16 protein-coding genes are annotated in these 20,714 nt (G+C 53.2%); 7 read left to right on the top strand and 9 right to left on the bottom strand.

The window, feature by feature from the left end:
- Positions 1-25: 25 nt before the first annotated feature.
- From HGO41_RS03465 to HGO41_RS03455, 3 genes are read left to right on the top strand one after another with little or no spacing between them, the layout of a single operon-like run.
- A complete protein-coding gene (locus HGO41_RS03465; RefSeq protein ID WP_041673044.1) occupies positions 26-1,402 on the top strand; it encodes a TolC family outer membrane protein in 1,377 nt (458 codons plus the stop codon).
- Between the two features lie 50 nt (positions 1,403-1,452).
- Complete coding sequence (locus HGO41_RS03460) at positions 1,453-3,630, top strand: type I secretion system permease/ATPase (RefSeq protein ID WP_013574624.1); 2,178 nt, start codon at positions 1,453-1,455, stop codon at positions 3,628-3,630.
- Between the two features lie 17 nt (positions 3,631-3,647).
- The gene (locus HGO41_RS03455) at positions 3,648-4,817 is read left to right on the top strand and encodes a beta-barrel domain-containing protein (protein WP_126124698.1); all 1,170 of its coding nucleotides are present in this window, start codon (positions 3,648-3,650) and stop codon (positions 4,815-4,817) included.
- 678 nt (positions 4,818-5,495) lie between these two features.
- On the opposite strand, the gene HGO41_RS03450 is transcribed toward HGO41_RS03455, so the two are convergent.
- The gene (locus HGO41_RS03450) at positions 5,496-7,484 is read right to left on the bottom strand and encodes a DUF4034 domain-containing protein (protein ID WP_250980763.1); all 1,989 of its coding nucleotides are present in this window, start codon (positions 7,482-7,484) and stop codon (positions 5,496-5,498) included.
- A gap of 774 nt (positions 7,485-8,258) precedes the next feature.
- On the opposite strand from HGO41_RS03450, the gene ompC reads away from it, so the two are divergent.
- Positions 8,259-9,386, top strand: a complete 1,128-nt coding sequence (ompC, locus tag HGO41_RS03445) for a porin OmpC (RefSeq protein ID WP_013574627.1) — start codon at positions 8,259-8,261, stop codon at positions 9,384-9,386.
- 101 nt (positions 9,387-9,487) lie between these two features.
- Here the strand turns inward: ompC and HGO41_RS03440 are convergent, their stop codons facing one another.
- Positions 9,488-9,874 (bottom strand): helix-turn-helix domain-containing protein, encoded by a 387-nt coding sequence (locus HGO41_RS03440; RefSeq protein ID WP_013574628.1) that lies wholly within the window; start codon positions 9,872-9,874, stop codon positions 9,488-9,490.
- Between the two features lie 163 nt (positions 9,875-10,037).
- On the opposite strand from HGO41_RS03440, the gene HGO41_RS03435 reads away from it, so the two are divergent.
- A complete protein-coding gene (locus HGO41_RS03435) occupies positions 10,038-10,340 on the top strand; it encodes a hypothetical protein (RefSeq protein WP_015689534.1) in 303 nt (100 codons plus the stop codon).
- A gap of 60 nt (positions 10,341-10,400) precedes the next feature.
- Here the strand turns inward: HGO41_RS03435 and HGO41_RS03430 are convergent, their stop codons facing one another.
- The 5 genes from HGO41_RS03430 to HGO41_RS03410 all read right to left on the bottom strand — a co-directional run bounded on the left by HGO41_RS03430 (position 10,401) and on the right by HGO41_RS03410 (position 15,901).
- Complete coding sequence (locus HGO41_RS03430) at positions 10,401-12,173, bottom strand: penicillin-binding transpeptidase domain-containing protein (RefSeq protein WP_013574629.1); 1,773 nt, start codon at positions 12,171-12,173, stop codon at positions 10,401-10,403.
- Positions 12,174-12,392: 219 nt separating this feature from the next.
- Entirely contained in the window at positions 12,393-12,635 is a 243-nt protein-coding gene (locus HGO41_RS03425) for a DinI family protein (protein ID WP_250980762.1), read from the bottom strand.
- Positions 12,636-12,709: 74 nt separating this feature from the next.
- Positions 12,710-13,675, bottom strand: coding sequence for a glutathione S-transferase family protein (locus HGO41_RS03420; RefSeq protein ID WP_013574631.1), 966 nt, complete (start codon positions 13,673-13,675; stop codon positions 12,710-12,712).
- A gap of 192 nt (positions 13,676-13,867) precedes the next feature.
- Entirely contained in the window at positions 13,868-15,649 is a 1,782-nt protein-coding gene (gene yejM / locus HGO41_RS03415) for an LPS biosynthesis-modulating metalloenzyme YejM (RefSeq protein WP_013574632.1), read from the bottom strand.
- 24 nt (positions 15,650-15,673) lie between these two features.
- On the bottom strand, positions 15,674-15,901 hold the full coding sequence (locus HGO41_RS03410) for a YejL family protein (protein ID WP_015696497.1): 228 nt from the start codon (positions 15,899-15,901) through the stop codon (positions 15,674-15,676).
- Between the two features lie 322 nt (positions 15,902-16,223).
- On the opposite strand from HGO41_RS03410, the gene yejK reads away from it, so the two are divergent.
- The gene (yejK, locus tag HGO41_RS03405) at positions 16,224-17,228 is read left to right on the top strand and encodes a nucleoid-associated protein YejK (protein ID WP_013574634.1); all 1,005 of its coding nucleotides are present in this window, start codon (positions 16,224-16,226) and stop codon (positions 17,226-17,228) included.
- 227 nt (positions 17,229-17,455) lie between these two features.
- Here the strand turns inward: yejK and rplY are convergent, their stop codons facing one another.
- Positions 17,456-17,746: a 50S ribosomal protein L25 gene (gene rplY, locus HGO41_RS03400; protein ID WP_013574635.1), complete on the bottom strand. Its 291-nt coding sequence runs from the start codon at positions 17,744-17,746 to the stop codon at positions 17,456-17,458.
- A 160-nt stretch (positions 17,747-17,906) separates the two neighbouring features.
- Positions 17,907-19,670: a DNA repair helicase RadD gene (gene radD / locus HGO41_RS03395; protein WP_250980761.1), complete on the bottom strand. Its 1,764-nt coding sequence runs from the start codon at positions 19,668-19,670 to the stop codon at positions 17,907-17,909.
- A 332-nt stretch (positions 19,671-20,002) separates the two neighbouring features.
- On the opposite strand from radD, the gene rsuA reads away from it, so the two are divergent.
- Positions 20,003-20,710, top strand: a complete 708-nt coding sequence (gene rsuA, locus HGO41_RS03390) for a 16S rRNA pseudouridine(516) synthase RsuA (protein WP_250980760.1) — start codon at positions 20,003-20,005, stop codon at positions 20,708-20,710.
- The last annotated feature ends 4 nt before the right edge of the window (positions 20,711-20,714 follow it).

The raw sequence follows: 20,714 nt of genomic DNA, 5'->3' as shown, positions 1-20,714 counted from the left end.
TCGGCGTAATTAAGTGGTGTCGGTAATGAAAAATAAGAGAGTGATGCGGTCACTGACCGTGATGTTGGGCACCTTGTGCCTGACCGGTTTAACAGGGAATACGGGGGTGACGGCGGCGGTTAAACAGCCGGAATTTAACTGGCAGGCTGCGCCGACCGAGGAGATGCGTGCCAGCCTGACGTTGCAGGATGCCATCCTGCGGGCATTTGCGCGTAATCCGCAAATTTCAGAAGCGGCGGCGCAAATTCGCGTCGGCAAAGGCAACCTTGATGAGGCAAAAAGCGCCTGGTATCCGCAGATTTCCTTACAGGGAACTGCCGGAAAATCACATCAGACTGACTCGGCAGGTAGCCTGAGTAATAACGCATCGGCGGGCGTCCAGCTCAGCCAGTTGCTGTATGACTTTGGTCGTACCGGCGGCAGCATCAGTCAGCAGGAATACCTGTCTGATGCCTATCGTTATTCGCTTTACAGCACAATGACTGATGTGGCGCTCAGTACCCTGCAGGCCTATCTCTCGGTCAAACGCTATCAGGCGCTGAGCCTGGCGGCGCGCGACAATATCGCTTCTCTCGAACGTGTGCGGGACACCGCCAGACTGCGGGCAGACGCCGGACTGAGTTCACAGTCTGACGTGTTGCAGGCAGAAACGCGTATCGCCGGAATGAGAGCCACCGTTGAGCAATACCGCGCGCAGCAACGTTCTGCGCAGGCACAACTGACGGTGCTGACCGGCGTGGTGTCCGATAATTTGCCGGATCTGCCGCAAAGTCTGCTGGACCAGAAAGTGACCCTCGACAAAATCCCTTACGAAAACAGCACGCTGGTGCGTGCCGCGCAGGCTAAACAGCAGGCGGCGATCGAAGAAGTTAATCAGACCGAAGCTCAGCACTGGCCGACCCTGAAAGTGCAGGCAGGACGTACGCGCTATGAAAACAGCGGCGGTGGCGGTTCTTACTGGGACGATCAGGTACAGCTGGCGGTGGATGCGCCGGTGTATCAGGGCGGGGCGGTGAGCGCCAAAGTCCGCGCGGCAGAAGGCCAGCGGCAGGCGGCACAGGCCGAAGTCGAAAAAGCCAAGCTGGACATCAACCAGAAAGCGTCGGCAGCTTATGCCGATATGATCGGCGGTCAGCAGCGGCAACTGGCGGGTGAGGAACAGTTCGGCAGCGCGACGCATACCCGCAGCGTTTATCAGGATGAATACAAACTCAGCAAGCGCAGCCTGAACGATTTGCTCAGCGTTGAGCAGGACGTTTTTCAGGCCGATACGTCGCGCATTGGCGCGCTGTATGACGGCTGGGATGCGACGGTGCGCTATGCCGCCGCCGTGGACAATCTGGTCGATATGTTAGGCATCGACAGACACAAACAAACAGGTGACACCATCCCGATGCTGTAAGGCGCGGACAGGACGGGAATAAACCAGAAGTATTCGATATCGAGGTTGAAATGAGTAATGAAGCAACAACACCTTTGTCGATCGACGTCTGGATAAGCGCCATGGGGCGCGTGGCCGAAACATTCGGTAAACCAGCAGATCCGCTTTATCTTCGCCAGCAAATGCGCTGGTTCGAACATCAGCCGTTGCGGCGTCAGCTCGACCGGCTCAGCGGTCTGATGGGGCTTCAGGTGGGTATGGTCAGCTGGAATCAGGTGCGCTGGCGTCAGGAAGTGTTACCTGCCGTCATTACGCTGCAACAGGGTGGCATTGCGGTACTGGAAAATCTGCACGATGACGGCATGGTGGACTACTGGCTGAGCGATGGCGGCAACTTGGTGCGTTCGGCTGAACTGGTGGTGTTGCTTGAGCAAAGCACCGGCCCGGTCTTTCTGGTTGGCGTGGCACCGCGCGGGCGCGATCAGCGTATCGATCCGTTCGTTCAGCCGCATAAAAAACACTGGTTCTGGGATAACTTCCGGGGTTCCGGGCGCAAAATCGCGGAAATCTCGCTGGCCTCTATTCTCGGTAACGTGCTGGCGCTGGCGGGAATTTTGTTCTCAATGCAGGTGTATGACCGCGTTATTCCGGCGCAATCTTACCCGACCTTGTGGGTGCTGTTTTTCGGCGTGGTGCTGGCGGCGGGGATGGAATATGTCATCCGCCTGATGCGTACGCTGGTGTCGGATCTGATGGGCAAGAAAGTCGATCTGAAAGTCTCCTCGCTGTTTTTCGTGCGGGCGATGAATATCAAAAACGACGACCGGCCGAAATCCACCGGTTCCTTTATCTCTCAGTTGCGTGAAATCGATCAGGTGCGCGAACTGCTGACCTCGACCACCATCAGCGCGGCGGCGGATATGCCTTTCGTGTTGCTGTTCCTTGGCATCATGTTTTTCATCGGTGGCCCGCTGGTGATTATCCCGCTGCTGGCGATCCCGCTGATTGTCATTCCTGGCATTCTGATCCAGTGGCCGATGGCCAAACTGGCGAAAGAAGGTATGCGCGAAAGCGCACTGCGCAACGCCGTGCTGGTGGAAACCATCGAAGGCATCGAAGACATCAAAGCCTTGCAGGCGGAAGCCTATTTCCAGCGTCAGTGGGAACAGACGCACGAAGTGAGCGCGGCGGTGGGCATGAAGCAACGCGTGTGGGGCGCGCGCCTGACAGGCTGGGCCTCCACCGTGCAGCAACTGACTTACGGCGGCATGCTGGTTTTCGGCGTGTATCTGGTGCTCAGCGGCGACATCACCACCGGTACGCTGGTCGCCAGCAGCATGTTGTCATCGCGCACCATCGCGCCGCTGATGCAACTGACGATGGTGTTTTCCCGCTGGCAGCATGCGAAAAGCGCCATGCGCGGGCTGGATGAACTGCTGAAAAAACCTGTTGACCGGCCAGCGGATGCACAGTTGTCACATTGCCCGACGCTCAGCGGCCATTTCAATGTGCGTAATCTGCAATACACCTACGACAAAGAGAACGCGCCGAATGTGCTCGGTATCGGGCAACTGGAGATCAAGCCGGGCGAACGCGTGGCAATCCTCGGGAAAGTCGGTGCGGGTAAATCCACATTGCTCAAACTGCTGGCGGGGCAGGCCAGCCCGTCGCAGGGGAAAATTCTCATCGACGGCGTCGACATGACTAAAGTTGAACCGGCGGATATCCGCCGCCAGCTCGGTTATCTGTCGCAGGATTCGCGGCTGTTTTTCGGCACCTTGCGTCAGAACCTGATGCTGGGTTATCCGCACGCGACTGACCAGGAAATGCTGCAGGCGTTACGTATCAGTGGCGCGTTGTCGATGGTGCAGGCCGACGCGTCGAGCCTGGATAAAATCATTAACGAAGGCGGGCGCGGGTTGTCCGGCGGTCAGCGGCAGATGGTGATGCTGAGCCGCATGATCCTGCGTAACCCGCAGGTGGTGCTGATGGACGAACCGACCGCGTCGATGGATGAACAACTGGAAGAATACGTCATCCGTCAGTTACATGGCTGGCTGGTGGGGCGGACGCTGATTGTGGTGACGCACCGTCCGGCGTTGCTCAGGCTGGTGGACAGGATCGTCGTGATGGATAACGGGCGCGTGGTGGCTGACGGACCGCGGGATCAGATCCTCGCCAAAGTAGCCAGCACCACGCCCGCTCCGGCAGCGGCGGTCATGGACGATAAAAAACAAGGCGCAGCCTGAGCTGCTAAGGACACCGCATGGCACATCTGACATTGCATGATGAACTGGAAGCCGAAAGCCGCAAAGTCTCGTGGATTATCTGGGGCACGCTGGCCAGTTTGCTGGTGTTTTTTGTCTGGGCACGTTTTGCTGTGCTGGACGAAGTAACGGTCGGTACCGGCAAAGTGACGCCATCGAGCAAAGCACAGCAAATTGACTCGCTCGATGGTGGCGTAATTTTAAAACTGATGGTGCAGGAAGGATCAGTGGTGAATCGCGGACAGCTTCTGGCGCAGCTTGACCCGACACGTTCTCAGTCAAACTATGGCGAGGCCGCCTCCCGTGTGCGGACATTACGTGCTTCTTCTGAACGTCTGAGCGCTGAACTGACCGGCGCACCGCTGAAATTCAGCCCCGAAACCATGAAATCACCGGAACTGGTGGCGCGTGAACGCCAGTTATATTTATCACGTAAGCAGAACCGTGATGAAACGGTGACTAACCTGCAACAGTCGCTCAAACTGGTGAACGATGAAATCAACATGACGCAACCCCTGGTGGCCAAAGGCGCGGCAGGGCAGGTCGAAGTCATTCGCCTCAAACGTCAGGCCAGCGAACTGCGCGGAAAAATCGACGATGCCACTAACCAGTACGCGGTACGTGCGCGTGAGGAGCAGGTGAAAAATAACGCCGATCTGGACGCTGAATTGCAGGTGTTGGCCGGTAAAGAAGATCAGGTGACGCGCTCTGAGCTGTATTCGCCGGTTCACGGCATTGTTAAAGACATTCAGGTTTCCACTGTCGGCGGTGTTCTGCAACCGGGTGGCAAGCTGATGGAAATCGTGCCGATTGAAGATCAGCTGCTGATCGAAACCCGCATTAACCCGCGCGACATCGCCTATATCCGCCCCGGACTGCCTGCCACGGTAAAAATCTCGGCGTACGATTCATCAATCTATGGCGATCTGGACGGTAAAGTTGAAGGTGTCTCACCGGATACGTTGCAGGATGAAGTGAAGCGCGACCAGTATTATTACCGCGTGTATGTCCGCACCGACAAAGCTTTCCTGACCAACAAAGCCGGGCGCCAGTTCCCGATCGTGCCGGGGATGGTGGCGAATGTGGATATCAAAACCGGTCAGAAAAGCGTGCTGGATTATCTGATTAAACCGTTGAATAAGGTGAAAGAATCCCTGAGGGAGAGGTAAGCAGGAGGGCGCTGCTGCTGAGGCTTTAAAGTCAACACCTTGGGCTCGCCGCCCAAACTGGCCCAGAGGACGCGTAAGCGCGCCCCCTCTGGACTCCGGCGGTATTTTAACTGCGCGCTCTGCTCGCTGACTATGTTTCAGCTGCCGCAGTGATAGCCATAAAGCTCCCTCCCCTGCGAAGGGGAGGGTTGGGGTGGGGTATTAAAGAAAAATCAGAGAGTTAAAGTAAGCTTTGACTAAGTGTTAGCCCGTAAAACCCCCTCCCAACCTCCCCCTTCGCAGGGGGAGGAGGAAAGATAAAACATTCTGTCGTTGAATTTAAGATCGTGCGGGCGATTCAGAAATCTTGCTGAACGGAGCGGCTTCGAGACCTGTGGCTCGAAGACCGAGTGAAGGCACCGCGCAGCGGCAAGATTTCCAGCCTGTCTCTGCGGCAACTGAAACATAGCCAGCACGCGATAGCGCTTGTTGAAAAGCGAAGGGAGATCCAAGAGGGAAAAAGCACTTTTCCCTCTTGGTCGGTTTCGGCGCGAAAGGCTCTGCGATAACAGTTATTGAGAAACCGAAATATTCCCGATTAAGCCTCCACGGCGAGTGAGAAACCGAAATATTCCCGATTAAGCCTTCACGGCCAGTGAAAATCCAAAATTTGCACCTTTATAAAAGGGGGGCAAGCCGCTATTGCAGCGGCTCCTGCAATCTAAACCCGGCGATAGGATCTTCAATCTCAGTCTTGCGCTTATCCTGCCAAAGATTCATCCTCGCCCGCAGCGAGCCGCTGAGTTCATCGTGAACCTGCTTCGCCGCCTCGGATTCCGGGTTCATCTCAAGCACGAATTCCATAAATTTATCCGCGATATAACGGTTTTTCTTCACGCCGGTACCGGTCAGCCAGGCCATGCCAAGGGTATAAGCGGCTTCGGCGCGATCCGGGTGTGCGGCGTTATGCAGAATTTCCGGCAGCCACACTTCTGCTGCCTGACGTTTCTCGGCATCTGAGCCATTATCCAGTGCGCAACTGGCGCGATAGTAGGCGGCGGACAGGTGCCCGGCGTCTATCGCGCGCTGATACCACTGCATCGCCTGTTCATAATCCGGTTCGCCGCTCAGCCCGTCGCGCAGCGCGTTAGCGCAGGTAAACATAGCCGGAACCATGCCAGAGCGGGCGGCGCTGAGCACACAATCCATCGCATTACTGTCATTGTGATAATGCTCAGGCACATCATGGTGCCAGCCGTTGCGGTAGAAGAAATACAGCTCGTAGCAGTGAATGGCACTGCCGTGGCGCGCCATGCCGGTCATCAGAGAATGAGCGGCATCGATGTCGTCATTGATTGCCATATCATGCGCCAGCGTGACCAGATCGCTGACCGGTTGTTCATCCCCCGATTGCTGGATAAGCGACCACGCGTGTTCCATCAGCCCTTCACTTAACTCTGGCCGGGCTGGCAGTCCGTACAATCCGAATTGCAGCGCCGTCGCCGCAAACGCGACCAGCACCGGATCATTGGCCTGGCTCAGGCCGCGGGTCAGTAACTGAGTGAGTACCGGCAAACCTTCTTCATGACCGTTTGCCAGCACGGCGCGGGAAATAAACATGCGGGCAGAATGGCCCGGCATCGCCTGCGGTGAAACGGTGAACAATGCGTCATAAACGGTCAGGCCGGCCTGATCATCATCCTGCCAGTAAGCGGTACAAATCCCGGCGAGATCCAGCAGGCGGATGCGGGTTTCAGGCGTGATGGGCTGAGCCAGTAAAGTCGCCAAACGCTGCTGGAGTTCCTGCGCCCGCGGTGATTCCCGTTCTGCAATATCGCCGGATAGCGCATCGCACAGCGCGTTCGCACGAAACTGGTTACGTTCTTCATCGCTGAATTCCGCACACAGCGGGCTGTCGATAATCAGCATCTGTTGCTCGTCGCTGCCGCCCCAGAACGCGGAATGGAATAACAGGTAGGATTCCATCGTGCCGACGTCGGCGTGACGCACGGACATCGCCATGCGCAGCCAGTAATCCAGCGCTTCTTCACCGGTTTTTCGGGTTTGCTGTAACGCGGCAGGTAACATTTGCGGCCAGTGTGTGGCAGGTTCGAACCCGAGGGCGTGGATATGCGCCACCCCGGCTTGCCAGATTTCACTGTCCTGAATCGAAAACTTCTCATGCAGGGGCTTGGGGATTTCGCCAGCGAAAAGAGATTTCAGCCAGTAAGGCTCACCGAAACCCCCGCTGAGATTCATCAGATGGCGGAACGCATGAGTCGGGCGCGGGTGTAATTCGATGGCGCGTAAAAACGCCAGCACGGCGTAATCGCAACACAACTGGGCACCGAGCCACTGGTGATCTTCAATTTCATTTTCGCCCTGAGACTGGCGGATCAACCAGGCATTTTCATGCCAGACCATGCCCAGCAATACGTGAGCGTGGTAGCTCTGCGGGCATTGCTGCGCCCAGTCACTGAGAACTTCCAGCGGATTAAGTGCAGGCGATTCCGTACCGGTAAACAGAGTAGCCGGATGCATCAGCAGGCCGTAATCGCTTTGGCCTTCGCCCTGATTCTGCCAGCCACGCATCAGTGACAACAGCCACTCGTCGAGTTTTAGAAAACGGCGGGTTGCCAGAAGCATTCTGGCTTTGGATATGTTGTCTAGCTGATCCTGTTGTGGCATGAGGTTCCCTGAACGGTTGAATAAAGAAGCTGTTGCGTGGCACCGCAGTTTATCGGTCTTCCCGGCGGTGATCAGCGGGATTGGTCTGACTTTGGCTATAGTAACGGATCTGAAGTGTCGCTGACCAACAAAGCCTCTCCACAATATCGATTAATAATTTTCCGAAAATACCTTATTAATTTAATGGATTAGATATCGAATATTAAGAAAATCGAAATTCAAAAGATGGAGATAATGTGAAGTAATTATGGAGAAATACAGTCAACGGGCGCGATATAATCAATGATGAATATCACAGAGTGATATTATATCTTTGTAAATCAAAAAAAAACCGGCCACAAAGGGCCGGCTGTTGTTTCCACAAAACGGGGAATGAGGGTAATTGAATAACAAATAATGATGATAGCGAGAGAGAGTATATATTATTGCTGAATGTATGATTTATCACTTAGTGCGGTAACGGGTTTAATTAATTAATTGATATATATCATTTTTTTATTAAATTAGCTTTGCGTGCTTTATTTTAACAAAAATAAACAGACGTAAATTTACGCAAAATTAATATATTGTTACATATTCTAATATATACGTAATGTCTTCACTAATTTCGTATCATTTTCTTTCTGGATTAAAAGAATCTATATCATGAGAATGGAACTGCCATGTCGGGCCAACATTTATACAGATACAAAAACGTTATGCAGATTTAAAGCGGTAAAAAAAACTGTACTTTACATTTAGTGGCACGGTCCGACACCTATCGAGGACAAAAAAATGAAAATCCGTGTTCTTTCACTCATGATCCCTGCTTTAGTGGTGGCGGGATCAGCAAGTGCGGCAGAAGTTTATAATAAAGATGGTAATAAACTGGACCTGTACGGTTTAGTGGATGGCTTGCACTACTTCTCTAACGACAAAGGTTCTGATGGCGATCAGAGCTACATCCGCCTTGGTTTCAAAGGCGAAACCCAGATTACTGATCAACTGACGGGTTACGGCCAATGGGAATATCAGGTTCAGGCTAATCAGGCTGAAAGCTCTGATGACGGTGACCGCGCATTTACCCGTTATGGTTTTGCAGGTCTGAAATTTGGCGACATGGGTTCATTCGACTACGGTCGTAACAACGGCGTGATGTATGACGTTGCCGCCTGGACCGACATGCAGCCTGAGTTCGATGGTTCCACTTATGGTGCTGACCAGTTCCTTTATCAGCGTACCAACGGCGTGGCAACTTACCGCAACGACAATTTCTTTGGTCTGGTCGATGGCCTGCACTTTGCCCTGCAATATCAGGGTAAAAACGACAGCGGCGGCGGCGAACCAGGTACCCGTGATGTGCTGACACAGAACGGCGACGGTTACGGTATGTCGCTGAGCTACGATATTGGCGCGGGCGTCAGCGTAGCGGGTGCCTTCTTCAACTCTGACCGTACTGACGAGCAGAACTCTGCACCGGGTATCATGGGCGACGGTAAAAAAGCCGAAGGCTACACTGGTGGTCTGAAATATGACGCGAATAACGTCTATCTGGCTGCGATGTTTACCCAGGCTTACAACGCTTCCCGCTTCGGTTCCACCGATTCAGAAGCTTACGGTTATGCTAACGAATCCCAGGCATTTGAAGCCTATGCAAGTTATCAGTTCGATTTCGGTTTGCGTCCGTTCGTAGCTTATAACCAAACCCGCGGTAAAGATTTAGGTTCAGACCGTCTGGGTAATAACTACCAGGATCAGGATCTGGTTAAATTTGTTGACCTCGGTGCGACTTACTACTTCAACAAAAACATGTCAGCCTACGTTGACTATAAAATTAACCTGATCGACAGCAGCACCTTCACCGACAACGCTGGCATCAATACCGATGACGTGACGGCGGTAGGTCTGGTGTATCAGTTCTAAGCGTGCCTTTCTCAGACACAGAATAGCGCTTAGCAGTAAAGAATAAGCAGTAAAAGAACGCGGCCTCTGATGGCCGCGTTTTTTGTGAGTTTCTGACAGCTTCAGGCAGATTTCTGATGGATGAGATGCAGCGGGGGAGAGACATCAAGTTTGATGTCAGGGTTCTGGCGGAATTCATGTGGCGTTATGTTGAAACGCTTGCGGAACATGTAGGTGAAATGCGATTGCGAACCAAAACCGAAATCCATAGCAATGTCAAAAATCGGGGTTTCACTGCTGCTCAGCTGATAAACAGCACTCGCCAGACGGCGTTCCCTGATGTACTTCCCCAGAGAAATGCCTGTCGATTCTTTGAACAGTTTTTGCATGTGCCAGAGCGAATAGCCTGAATACTCAGCCAGTTCTTCAAGATGGATCACACGACCAAGATGGCCTTCAATCCATTTGCTGAGTGCGCAGACGATAGCGATATGAATGTCTTGAGCCATAACCAGTCTGTATTAAGGTTGAATACCGCTATTATACACGAGTTCGCCAGGTTGGCGTGGCAGCTGTTGCTCAGAGATGTTCAGGGGGGGCAGACAATAATGGCCCGGTGGGCAGGACTGTAATGACAGCCGCGCGGGCCATGTTTTAACGCAACAGGATCCAGTGGATCAAACGGGCGATGCCATCGTCCACCACGACTATCCCGACGAGAATAAGAACAATCAAAACCACAAAGTTCTTACCGGTTGGCAAAATGATGTCTCCCTTTATCCCTTTTCAGGGAACGGAACTCAGTTACCAGGGGCTGCTGCCCTGCATATTCAGTGCAATCACACCCAGACAAACCGCAACAAAGATCAAAAATACGATAAGAAGCCGTTTCATTCTTTTTTTACAGAGCCTGCGCTCTTCCTCCACAGTGAGTCAGCCAGCAATTTCTTTAGCCACAAACACTGCGAACGTTAACCGCTTATTTCTGCGAGATCCAGTCTGTCAGAAATTTTTAATCTTTTTGCTCGCGTTTGATTAACCGTCTGTGGCCGGGCGACGTACCAGATCGGTTTTCTGCCCGCCATTAATCACCGTCGTTGGTGGCGTTTCCGGCACCAGCGCATCCGGCGCAATGTTCATATGGTTAAGGATTTCGCCCATAATCTGCCCGAAAATCGGGCCTGCAACCGAACCACCGAAGTGCTTGCCCGCTTGCGGATTATTGACCATCACCACCAGTGCAACACGCGGATTACTGGCAGGCGCAACACCGGCGGTGTAGTTGATGTAACCGCCGTCGTATTTGCCACTGGCTCCCATTTTTTCCGCCGTACCGGTTTTAATCGCCAGACGGTATCCCGGCACCGCAGCGCTGAGGCCGGAGCCGCCGGGCAGGGCGTCACTTTCCATCATATGAATCACGGTTCTGACCACGTCAGCCGACATCACACGGGTACCAAGCACCGGCGGCGTGACTTTGGTTATCGACAGCGGGCGGTAAATACCTTCGGCACCAATCGTGGCGTATTCACGGGCGATTTGCAGTGGCGTGACGCGCAGGCCGTAGCCAAAGGAGAAGGTAGCGCGCTCGATATCAGCCCAGCGGTCACGGTGGAGCGGGAAATAACCACTGCTTTCGCCACCGATACCCAGATCTGTCGGTTTGCCCAAACCAAAGGACTGATAAAGCTGAACCAGTACACTGGCAGGCATCGCCAGCGCAATGTGCGACACCGCAATGTCACTGGATTTTTGCAAGATACCGGTGATGGTCAGCGCTGGCCAATGACCAACGTCGCGGATCAGGTGGCCGTTAACGGTATACGGATGGGTATCGAGAACGGAATCCGGACGGATCATATGGCGGTTCAGACCCGCCATCACCACCAGCGGTTTGACCGTCGAACCCGGTTCGAAACTGTCGCTGATCGCCACATTTCGCATGTCTTTTGCCTGAACTCCGGCATAGTTATTGGGATTATAGGACGGATAGGACGCCATCCCTAAAATCTCACCGGTATTCACATCCACCAGAACAGCAGCACCGGATTCAGCCTGGTTAAGCGTAACGCCATCGCGCAGCCGCGAGTACAAAACGTACTGCATAAAACTGTCGATACTCAGGTTGATGGTGGGCGGCTGTTGTGGCGCGACTTCTTTCAGGATGCCGATCACATTGCCATGGCGATCCTGACGGTATTCGCGCATGCCCGGTTTGCCCTGCAGCAGAGCATTAAAGCCTTTTTCAACGCCAGTCAGACCTTCGTTATCTGTCCCGACGACGCCGACCAGATTTGCTGCGGCTTCACTCATCGGGTAATAACGGCTGTCATCGAGCTGACTGCTGATGCCGCCGAGGTGCAGCTGGCTGATATCTGCGGCGATGCCTTCTTCTATTTTGCGGCCGAGATAGACGAAGCGGCGTTGAGGATCACTGGTGATGGTTTGCTGGAGCTGCGAAAGTGGCATATTCAGCGCGGAAGCCAGATATTGCCACTTCGGACTGTTCAGGTCGCTGTGCAATTCCAGCACACGGAACGGATCGGCGATAATGTCTTTTGAGGCGACGCTCAGCGCCAGCGGATGGCCGTTACGATCAACAATAGTACCGCGCCCGGCAGGGATGACAGTGGAACGCAACGAGCGGGAGTCGGCTTCTTTTTCCAGCATTGGCTGGTTGAGCAATTGCAGGTAGCCCACCCGGCCGAGCAGAAGCGCCAGGCAACAGACAATACCGAGACAAATCAGCGCAAAGCGCTTGGTGTAGAAATTAGGTTGGGCGCTGGATTTTTTTAGGCTCGGTGGCATGGCGGTTTCGCAAAGTCATTGGCGCGTGTGAAGCGAAAAGCGAAGGTGCGGGAACAATGTACCGGATGAAATCACCCAGGTCTGTACCTCATTATGTGCAACTCATCGCTCTGATTGATAATGAATTTCGTATAACCCGCACATCTTATATTAAGCCATAGCGATGGATTGTTTATTTCAATTGCTCTTTGTAAGTAAGTGCAACGGCAAGGTGGATTTTTACTCCACAGCGAGCCACTCGTCGGTTTCTTCGAACATTTCCTCTAACATTTGGTTTAACTGTGAACGTTCCTGCTTGCTGGCACCGTGGGTATTCAGCCCGTTAGCCTGCATCGGTTTTACTTTTACTTCCGCGTCAGGAAACAGACGGTGTACCCGTTTAACCAGTTCCGCTTCAATCTTTTCACTGGCATTGGGGATGCCGGAGACATTCCGTTTGTCAAAAATCAGTTCGACCCGCATAACTTTCCTCATAAAAGACAGGGAGAAATAACTGTTGAAATATACAGTCTTATTTGTGCGGGTCCAAGTGATTTTTAGTCTGTTCTCTGCATAACGCCGCGCCCGATGAGACGCTGACGATCGTGAGGGCGGCGCAGATCAAGCTGCGGACCTGCCGGAACGATACCTGTCGGATTCAGCCATAAAATACCGTAGTAACCTTGTTTGATATGCGCCAGGTTTACCGTGTCGCTGACCCCCGGCCACTGATAGAGTTCACGCAAATAATTTGAAAGATTTCGATAGTCTTCAATACGGCGAATATTACATTTGAAGGCACCGTGATACGCGCTGTCGAAACGCACCAGAGTGACGAACAGACGCCAGTCGGCTTCGGTAATATATTCACCGGCCATGTACCGGTGGGTGTTTAAATGCGCCTCAAGGGTATCGAGCGTGCCGAACAGTTGGGTCACGGCGGCGTTATAGCTTGCCTGAGTCTTCGCAAAGCCTGTCTTGTACACACCGTTGTTGACGTCGTGATAAATCACTTCATTCCAGCGGTCGATGTCTTCGCGCAGGGCAGCAGGATAAAAGTTATCCCGATTTCCGGTCAGTGCATCAAACGTATGGTTAAGAATGCGGATAATGTCAGCCGATTCATTATTGATGATACGTCCTTCGCGACGGTCCCACAGTACGGGCACGGATACTTTGCCGGTATAGTGTGCATCGCTGGCGGTATAGAGCTGATGGATGTAACGCACCTGCTCAATCTTTTCGCCTGCATCCTGCGGCGTGTCGAACGTCCAGCCATTTTCACCAATCACTGGCTGAGCAACGGATACCTGAATGAATTTTTCCAACCCTTTCAGATGGCGGAAAATTAACGTGCGCGAGGCCCACGGACACAAATAAGAGACGAAAAGCTGATACCGTCCGGCTTCCGGCTCAAGATGTGTCTGGCGAAAGGCAGTTTCCTCACGATGAAATGCCCCGTTTTTTATTTCTTCTTTCGCGACGTCGCCGCTTACCCATTTTCCGTTGACCAGTCCCGCCACGATGGTTGCACTCCGCTCATTTTTTAGAAAGTTATCAGAATATAGGGTCCACCGTAACGGTTTCAGGCTGCGCTATAAACGACATTATTTTCAAGAAGAAGGTCAAATAATTTGATAGGGGAAAATGGGCGTGGCTCAATAAAAAAGCCAACCGGTCAGGGTTGGCTTTCATCTTTGCGCTAACGGCGAATGTCAGTTTGCCAGGAAGCGTTTTTCATCTGTCAGCACCTGAAGCAGCAAGCCAAGCTCGGGTTTCTGATCTTTAATCCGCTTGCCGTTAATGTCAAAAGCGCGGTAATCCCCGTTATTTTCCAGTTCCAGCGTCTGGTCCGGGGTGGTGATCACCAGCGTACCGTCGTCGCTGGTCGTGACCCAGTTATGACGACGCTTCGCAGCGAACAAATCTTCGCCCTGCGAGTAATCCGCCGGGGCCGTAGTGACGTGCAACAGGCGCTGCATCAGCGTGGTCATCACATCGGCATGATCCGTCAGCTTATCGATATTCTGCGCCGGTGTGCCCGGCCAGTGAATGATCAGCGGAACCTGCAACTGGCGGCGGTTCATCGAGTTACCTGACCCCCAGGTGCCATTCTCGTTGAATTCAATACCGTGTGAGGCGGTAATGACCACCACGGTTTTCTCCAGCTCTCCGCGGTCTTTTAACGATTGCAGGATGGCCTTGATTTGATCATCCACGCCCAGTGCACCGTTCTGATAGCGACGAATAAAGGTGTTACCGGTTGGCACACTGGCCCCGTCCTGACGCAATGCACTGCTGATGCCGTTCAGGTTCACGTAGGAGAACCACGGTCCGTTGCCAAGGCCATTCAGCCATTGTTGCCATTGATAAACGGTTTGCTGGTCAGTCTGTTTGACTGGCGGCGGCAAGGTGAAATCGGTCAGTAATGCCTGGCGGTACAGCGGGCTGTTAAAACCGTCTGAGGCAAATAAACCAAATTCGTAACCTTGTTGCTCCAGCGATGTCACCAGCGCAGAAGGTTTACGCGCCGCCAGAATGCCCTGCATATAGCTTGGCGAAATCCCGTAGAACAGGCCGAACTGCCCGGTGTCATTACGGTTTCCGGAACTGAAATGCTGATCAAAACGAATGTTATGTTTGGCAAAATCACTCAGTGCTGGCATGTCTTTATCCAGCGTGGCGGTATGGACACCGTCGAGTACCACCATCAGCAAATTATACTTCGACCCGGTTTTCGCGAAGCTGAGGGTATTCAGCGGATATTCCACTGCCAGCGCTTCAGGGTTGCCTTGTTCGATCAGCCGTTTCTGGTATTCACCGGCATTCAGCAAGCCGTGTTTTTCAAGGAATTTGCGTGCCGTCATCGGATACGACAGCGGAAGATTCGCGCGCTGCATAGTGATCGGGCGATAGAAGTTGGCATCCGCCCAGATATACATCAGATGCGAAGCAAAGAAACTGGCAATGAACAGCACGACAATCGGTTTGGCGAAATTACGGCGGTTCAGGCTGCGCAGCTTTTGCCACGCCCAGGTACCAAACAGCATTTCGAGCAGGAATATCACCGGCACAGCAATAAACATCAGCTGCCAGTCGCGGGCCATCTCGCCCTGAACGGGATTGACCACCAGTTCCCACACAACCGGATTAATATGCAGGTGGAAACGGGTAAAGACTTCGGTATCGACCAGGAGCAGGGTCAGCCCGGCAGTAGCCAGAATAGCGGATAAGAACCGCAGCAGGCGTTGTGACATCACCACGAAGGTGAGCGGGAAGATGATCAGTAAATATGCCGAGAAACCGATAAAACTGAAATGCCCAAGCCAGCTGACCAGCGCGTAAATACGCCCCTGCAATGAAGAAGGCCAGTCAGAAACAAACAGGTAGCGGCTGCCGATCCCAAGAATGAGCAGGATATTAAACAGGGCGAACCAGTGGCCCCAGCTGATCATCTGGGATACTTTTTCGCGATAGCGCTGACGATTTGTCACCATGAGAGGGTTTGGGCAAGTTGTGAATTAATGGGCTTTATCTTCTCTTATCGACGCTTGCAACGCTTTCGCAAAGGACTGCGACAAGGCTTTGCGCTGTGCAGGAGCGACGCTGGTATTAATAAGGTTTGTCACCATATTGCCCAGAACCATCAGAGACAGGTCTGTCGGGGCGCGGTGTTTTTCAAGAACTGTCGCCAGCTCGGAAAGGAGCTGTTCAACGTGTTCGTCACTGTAACGGGATGATTGTGCCATAGAGTATTGTGCTTCTTGATCCGACAAAGTCCAATATCTTAGCGTATCACGCCTCTGTTTTCCGCATTTTTATAACCCCTTCACAGTTCGGGTTGCAGATGCGTTGACTGCACTCAGTCACCCGAATCACTTACCGGCGTAAGCTCATCGGGATTTCTTCGTTTGCCGCCTTCCTGCAACACGAATTATTTTGGGTTTTTTCTCGCATCAAACTCTTATTTCTAAGGCATGAGCGGTTGCGGCTTTGACGCTTCGGTGTTTGAATACGCCCCGCAGACAAACCCTTCTTACACGGCTGCAATTCTTACAGGAGAAAATCCCCATGAGTCTGGATCTCGAGCAGATCGCTCTGCACCAGTTGAACAAACGTGATGAGCAAACGCTGGATGTTGTGCTGCGTGATACGCTTCTGACGCCCAATGCTGCCGTTGATGAAATGATGGCAGAACTGCACCGCGTCTACAGTGCAAAAAGCAAAGCGTACGGTCTGTTCAATGAAGACAGCGAGCTGGCAGTCGCATTACGCAGTTGCCGCAAAGGGGACGACGATTTCCTGTCATTCAGCCGCGCTGCCACTGGCCGTCTGCGTGACGAACTGGCGAAATACCCGTTTGCCGAAGGCGGCGTGGTGCTTTTCTGTCATTACCGCTTCCTGGCAGTCGAATATTTACTGGTTGCCGTGCTGAACAGCCGCAGCAGTATGCGCGTCAATGAACAGCTGGATGTCAGCAGCATTCATTATCTCGACATCAATCATGCGGATATTGTGGCGCGTATTGATCTGACGGAATGGGAAACCAATCCGGAATCGACCCGTTACCTCACCTTCCTGAAAGGCCGGGTAGGGCGCAAAGTCTCTGACTTCTTTATGGATTTCCTCGGCGCATCCGAAGGTCTGGATACCAAGGCGCAGAACCGTGGCCTGCTGCAGGCGGTTGATGATTTCTGTACCGAAGCGCAGCTCGATAAAAACGAGCGTCAGAATTACCGTCAGCAGGTTTATACCTACTGCAACGAGCAACTGCAGGCGGGCGAGGAGATCGCGCTGGATGATCTGTCCGAAGAACTGCCGCCGTGGAATGACAAGAAATTTAAAGAATTTACCCAGGAGCAGGGCTATCAGCTGGAAGAAACCTTCCCGGCCGACCGCAGCACCTTGCGTCAGCTGACCAAATTCGCCGGCAGCGGCGGCGGTCTGAGCATCAATTTTGATGCCATGCTGATGGGCGAACGCATTTTCTGGGATCCGGCGACCGATACGCTGACCATTAAAGGCACACCGCCGAATCTGCGGGATCAATTGCAGCGCAAAGCGGGCAATAAATAATCGCACCCTCCCCTGCGAAGGGGAGGGTTGGGGTGGGGTATTAAAGCAAAATCAAGATGTTGAAGTGTGCTTTAGAAAAGGGTATTAGCCCTTAAAACCCCCACCCAACCTCCCCCTTCGCAGGGGGAGGAGCAAATCAGAATAGCGCCCAATAAAAAACGCCGCATAAGCGGCGTTTTTTATTTGTTCTCGCACGGCGTCCCGATGCGCAACAACTCAGTCAGCGATTAAACGCGAACGAAGTCGATGTGAGCCAGTTTTGGCTTGAACGGGTGACGCTGTACAGCCTGAACTTTAACTTTGGTTTCTTTACCGTCGATAACCAGAGTAATTGCTTCAGAGTAGAACTCCGCTTTAACTTCCAGATTCTTGACAGAATCGTGGTCCAGTTTGATAGAAACCGGAGCAGCTGAGCCACCGTAAACGATAGCTGGGAATTTGTTTGCTGTACGCAGGCGGCGGCTCGCACCTTTGCCCTGCTCGTCCTGTGGACGTACTTCTACATTGATAGTGATCATTGTATGTTTCTCGATTAGAACTACTTCTAAAATGTGCCCCGCCACCTGCGACCGAGTGACGAGTTGAGTACTGCGGCTTTCACACAAGGCGAAAGCGGGCGGTATGATACCGGAGTCGGCGCGCAGCAACAATGAATAATTACCGATTTGGTCATCCCTGTTACCCGCGCAGTTCGTTAGCGCGCCGGTAGCGGCCTTCATAATCAAACATTTTTTCCCGCACCTGCCAGAACTGGCCTTTCATGCGCGCCACCACAAAATCCGGATGACGCAATAAAATCTGCTGCGCGACGATATCCGCGGCGGTATTCCATTCCAGCGGTACGCCCGGCGCGCGCTGGTGCGGACGCAGGAAGTTATGCAGAAACGCCATGCGCTGGGCAGGCGTCGTCAGGCGAAAGCGCTCGGAAACGTCAGCACCGTCTTCATCGTAATAAGTAATCTTCAGCCATTCGCCTTTGTCGTCGCGCCCGTTTTGCAGATTCATACCACCACAGCGCAGCACCAGTGCATCTTTCAGGCGCAGCGCGGCTTTCAGCATATCATCGGGATCGACCAGAATTTCCTGACACTGATGACAACGCCGTGCGGCGATATCGTTCTCGGCGCCACAGTGCGGACAGCTTTTAAAGCGAAAGCGGAAATCACATTGCTCGCGATTGCCTTCATCATCTTCCAGCACGCCCTGACAACGGCGGCCAAAATGCTCGATGACTGTGCCGTCTTCGGTGGTTTTTCCCCAGAAAATATTGGCGAAACCGCAGGCCGGGCAGAACACCTGCACCGGTTTGTTATCGCCCGCCGGTTTATGGCTGCCGACTTCCGGCGTAAACAGGTCATGCGGGTTTCCGGCGTAATCGAGGATCCGGCAATCCGTTTTGCCCGGTGCGAGCCGCAGCCCGCGTCCGACAATTTGCTGATACAGACTGACGGATTCGGTCGGGCGCAGGATGGCGATAAGATCCACATGCGGTGCGTCAAAGCCGGTGGTCAGCACCGATACATTCACCAGATAGCGTAACTGCTGCGCTTTAAACGCGGTAATCAGCCTGTCCCGTTCCACCGCGTGTGTTTGTGCGCTGATCAGCGCCGCTTCGCCTTTCGGCAGCAGACCGAAAATTTCACCGGCGTGTTCCACCGTCGAGGCAAAAATCATCACCCCTTTGCGGTCCTGTGCGAACTCAATAATCTGGCTGATGATGTGCGGCGTGATGCGCTTTTGCTGGCGCAGTTCGTCATTCAGATCGGCTTCACTGAACAGACCATTACTGCTGGCCTGCAGGCGGCTGAAATCGTAACTGACTACCGGCATATCGAGTCGTTCCGGCGGTACCAGAAAGCCGTTTTTAATCATGTAACGCAATGGCAGTTCATAGATGCAGTCGCGGAACAGGCTGTTGGCATCGCCGCGTACAATGCCCTGATGGTGATACTGATAAATCCAGCCCTTGCCCAAACGGTAGGGCGTGGCGGTCAGGCCGAGCAGCCGCAGGCGCGGGTTTTGTGCTTTGAGATGGCCGATGATTTGCTGATACTGACTGTTGTCATCGTCGGAGATACGGTGGCATTCATCGACAATCAGCAGGGAAAACTCACCGCTGAACTCCGACAGGTTAGGCGCGACGGACTGCACGCTGCCAAATACCACTTTGCCGCTGCTTTGCTTGAGATTCAGACCGGCTGCGAAGATATCGGCTTCCAGCCCGTAAGAAAGGTATTTGCTGTGGTTTTGCGCCACCAGTTCTTTGACGTGGGCGAGCACCAGCACACGCCCGCGGGCAACGCGCGCCAGTTCGGCAATCACCAGACTTTTTCCCGCGCCGGTCGGCAGCACAATCACAGCCGGTTCGTCGTGCTGGCGAAAATGACGCAGCGTGGCATCCACGGCATCTTGCTGGTAAGGGCGGAGGGTAAAAACAGTCACGCGATGATCACCTGTTCGTTATTGAGTTAACTTACCTGTTTATAAAAACAGTAATGCAGTATGCCAAGAAATCCGGCTGATGGCGATGAGCAAAGAAATCGCCCGCTGTGAATGTTTAGCCTGCTTATTTTCCTTCTTCCTTGCAGGATGCACGGCTATACTAATGCGCTCAATGCGGCAGTATTTCTGCCCCCCCGAAGTAATAATAACTCTTTGCAATTATTACGAACCGAACAACCCTGAACCCTGTCAGTTGCTGTATTGCGACGGCGGGGTCTTGTGTTTTATCAGTAACGCGATCACTCAGATCGCCATGAAGGCAAGTCGATCCAATGCGTCTGGACAAGTTTCTCTCTCAGCAATTAGGCGTAAGCCGCGCGCTGGTTTTGCGCGAACTGCGTAACAAACGTGTCACCGTAGACGGTGAAATCGTCAAAACCGGCTCAATGAAAATCAGCCCTGAACAACGCGTCGAGTTTGATGGCAATGTGCTGGATCAAATTACCGGTCCGCGTTATTTCATGCTCAACAAACCGCAGGGATACGTGTGTTCTACCGATGATCCGGATCACCCGACCGTGCTGTATTTCCTCGAAGAACCCGTTGCCTACAAACTGCATGCCGCGGGGCGTCTGGATATCGACACCACCGGTCTGGTGCTGATGACCGACGACGGTCAGTGGTCACACCGCATCACCTCGCCGCGTCATCACTGCGAAAAAACCTATCTGGTGACGCTCGAACATCCGCTGGCTGACGACACCGCTGCGCAGTTTGAGGCCGGTGTGCAGTTGCATAACGAAGATTCCCTGACCAAACCGGCACAGCTCGAAAAAATCGAAGACTGTCTGGTGCGTCTCACCCTCAGCGAAGGCCGTTACCATCAGGTAAAACGCATGTTTGCCGCCGTCGGTAACCGTGTGGTTGCGTTGCACCGTGAATGTATCGGCGAGATTGTGATGGATGAAGATTTAGAACCGGGTCAGTACCGTCCGTTAACTGAGCAGGAAGTGGCCAGCGTTGGCGTTCCTTCGCGATAGTTTT

It is taken from the genome of Rahnella sp. CG8, from assembly GCF_023701875.1.
GTDB classification, from domain to species: Bacteria; Pseudomonadota; Gammaproteobacteria; order Enterobacterales; family Enterobacteriaceae; genus Rahnella; species Rahnella aceris.
Note: the sequence above shows the minus strand (reverse complement) of the source record. Positions and strands in the feature narration are given on the sequence as shown.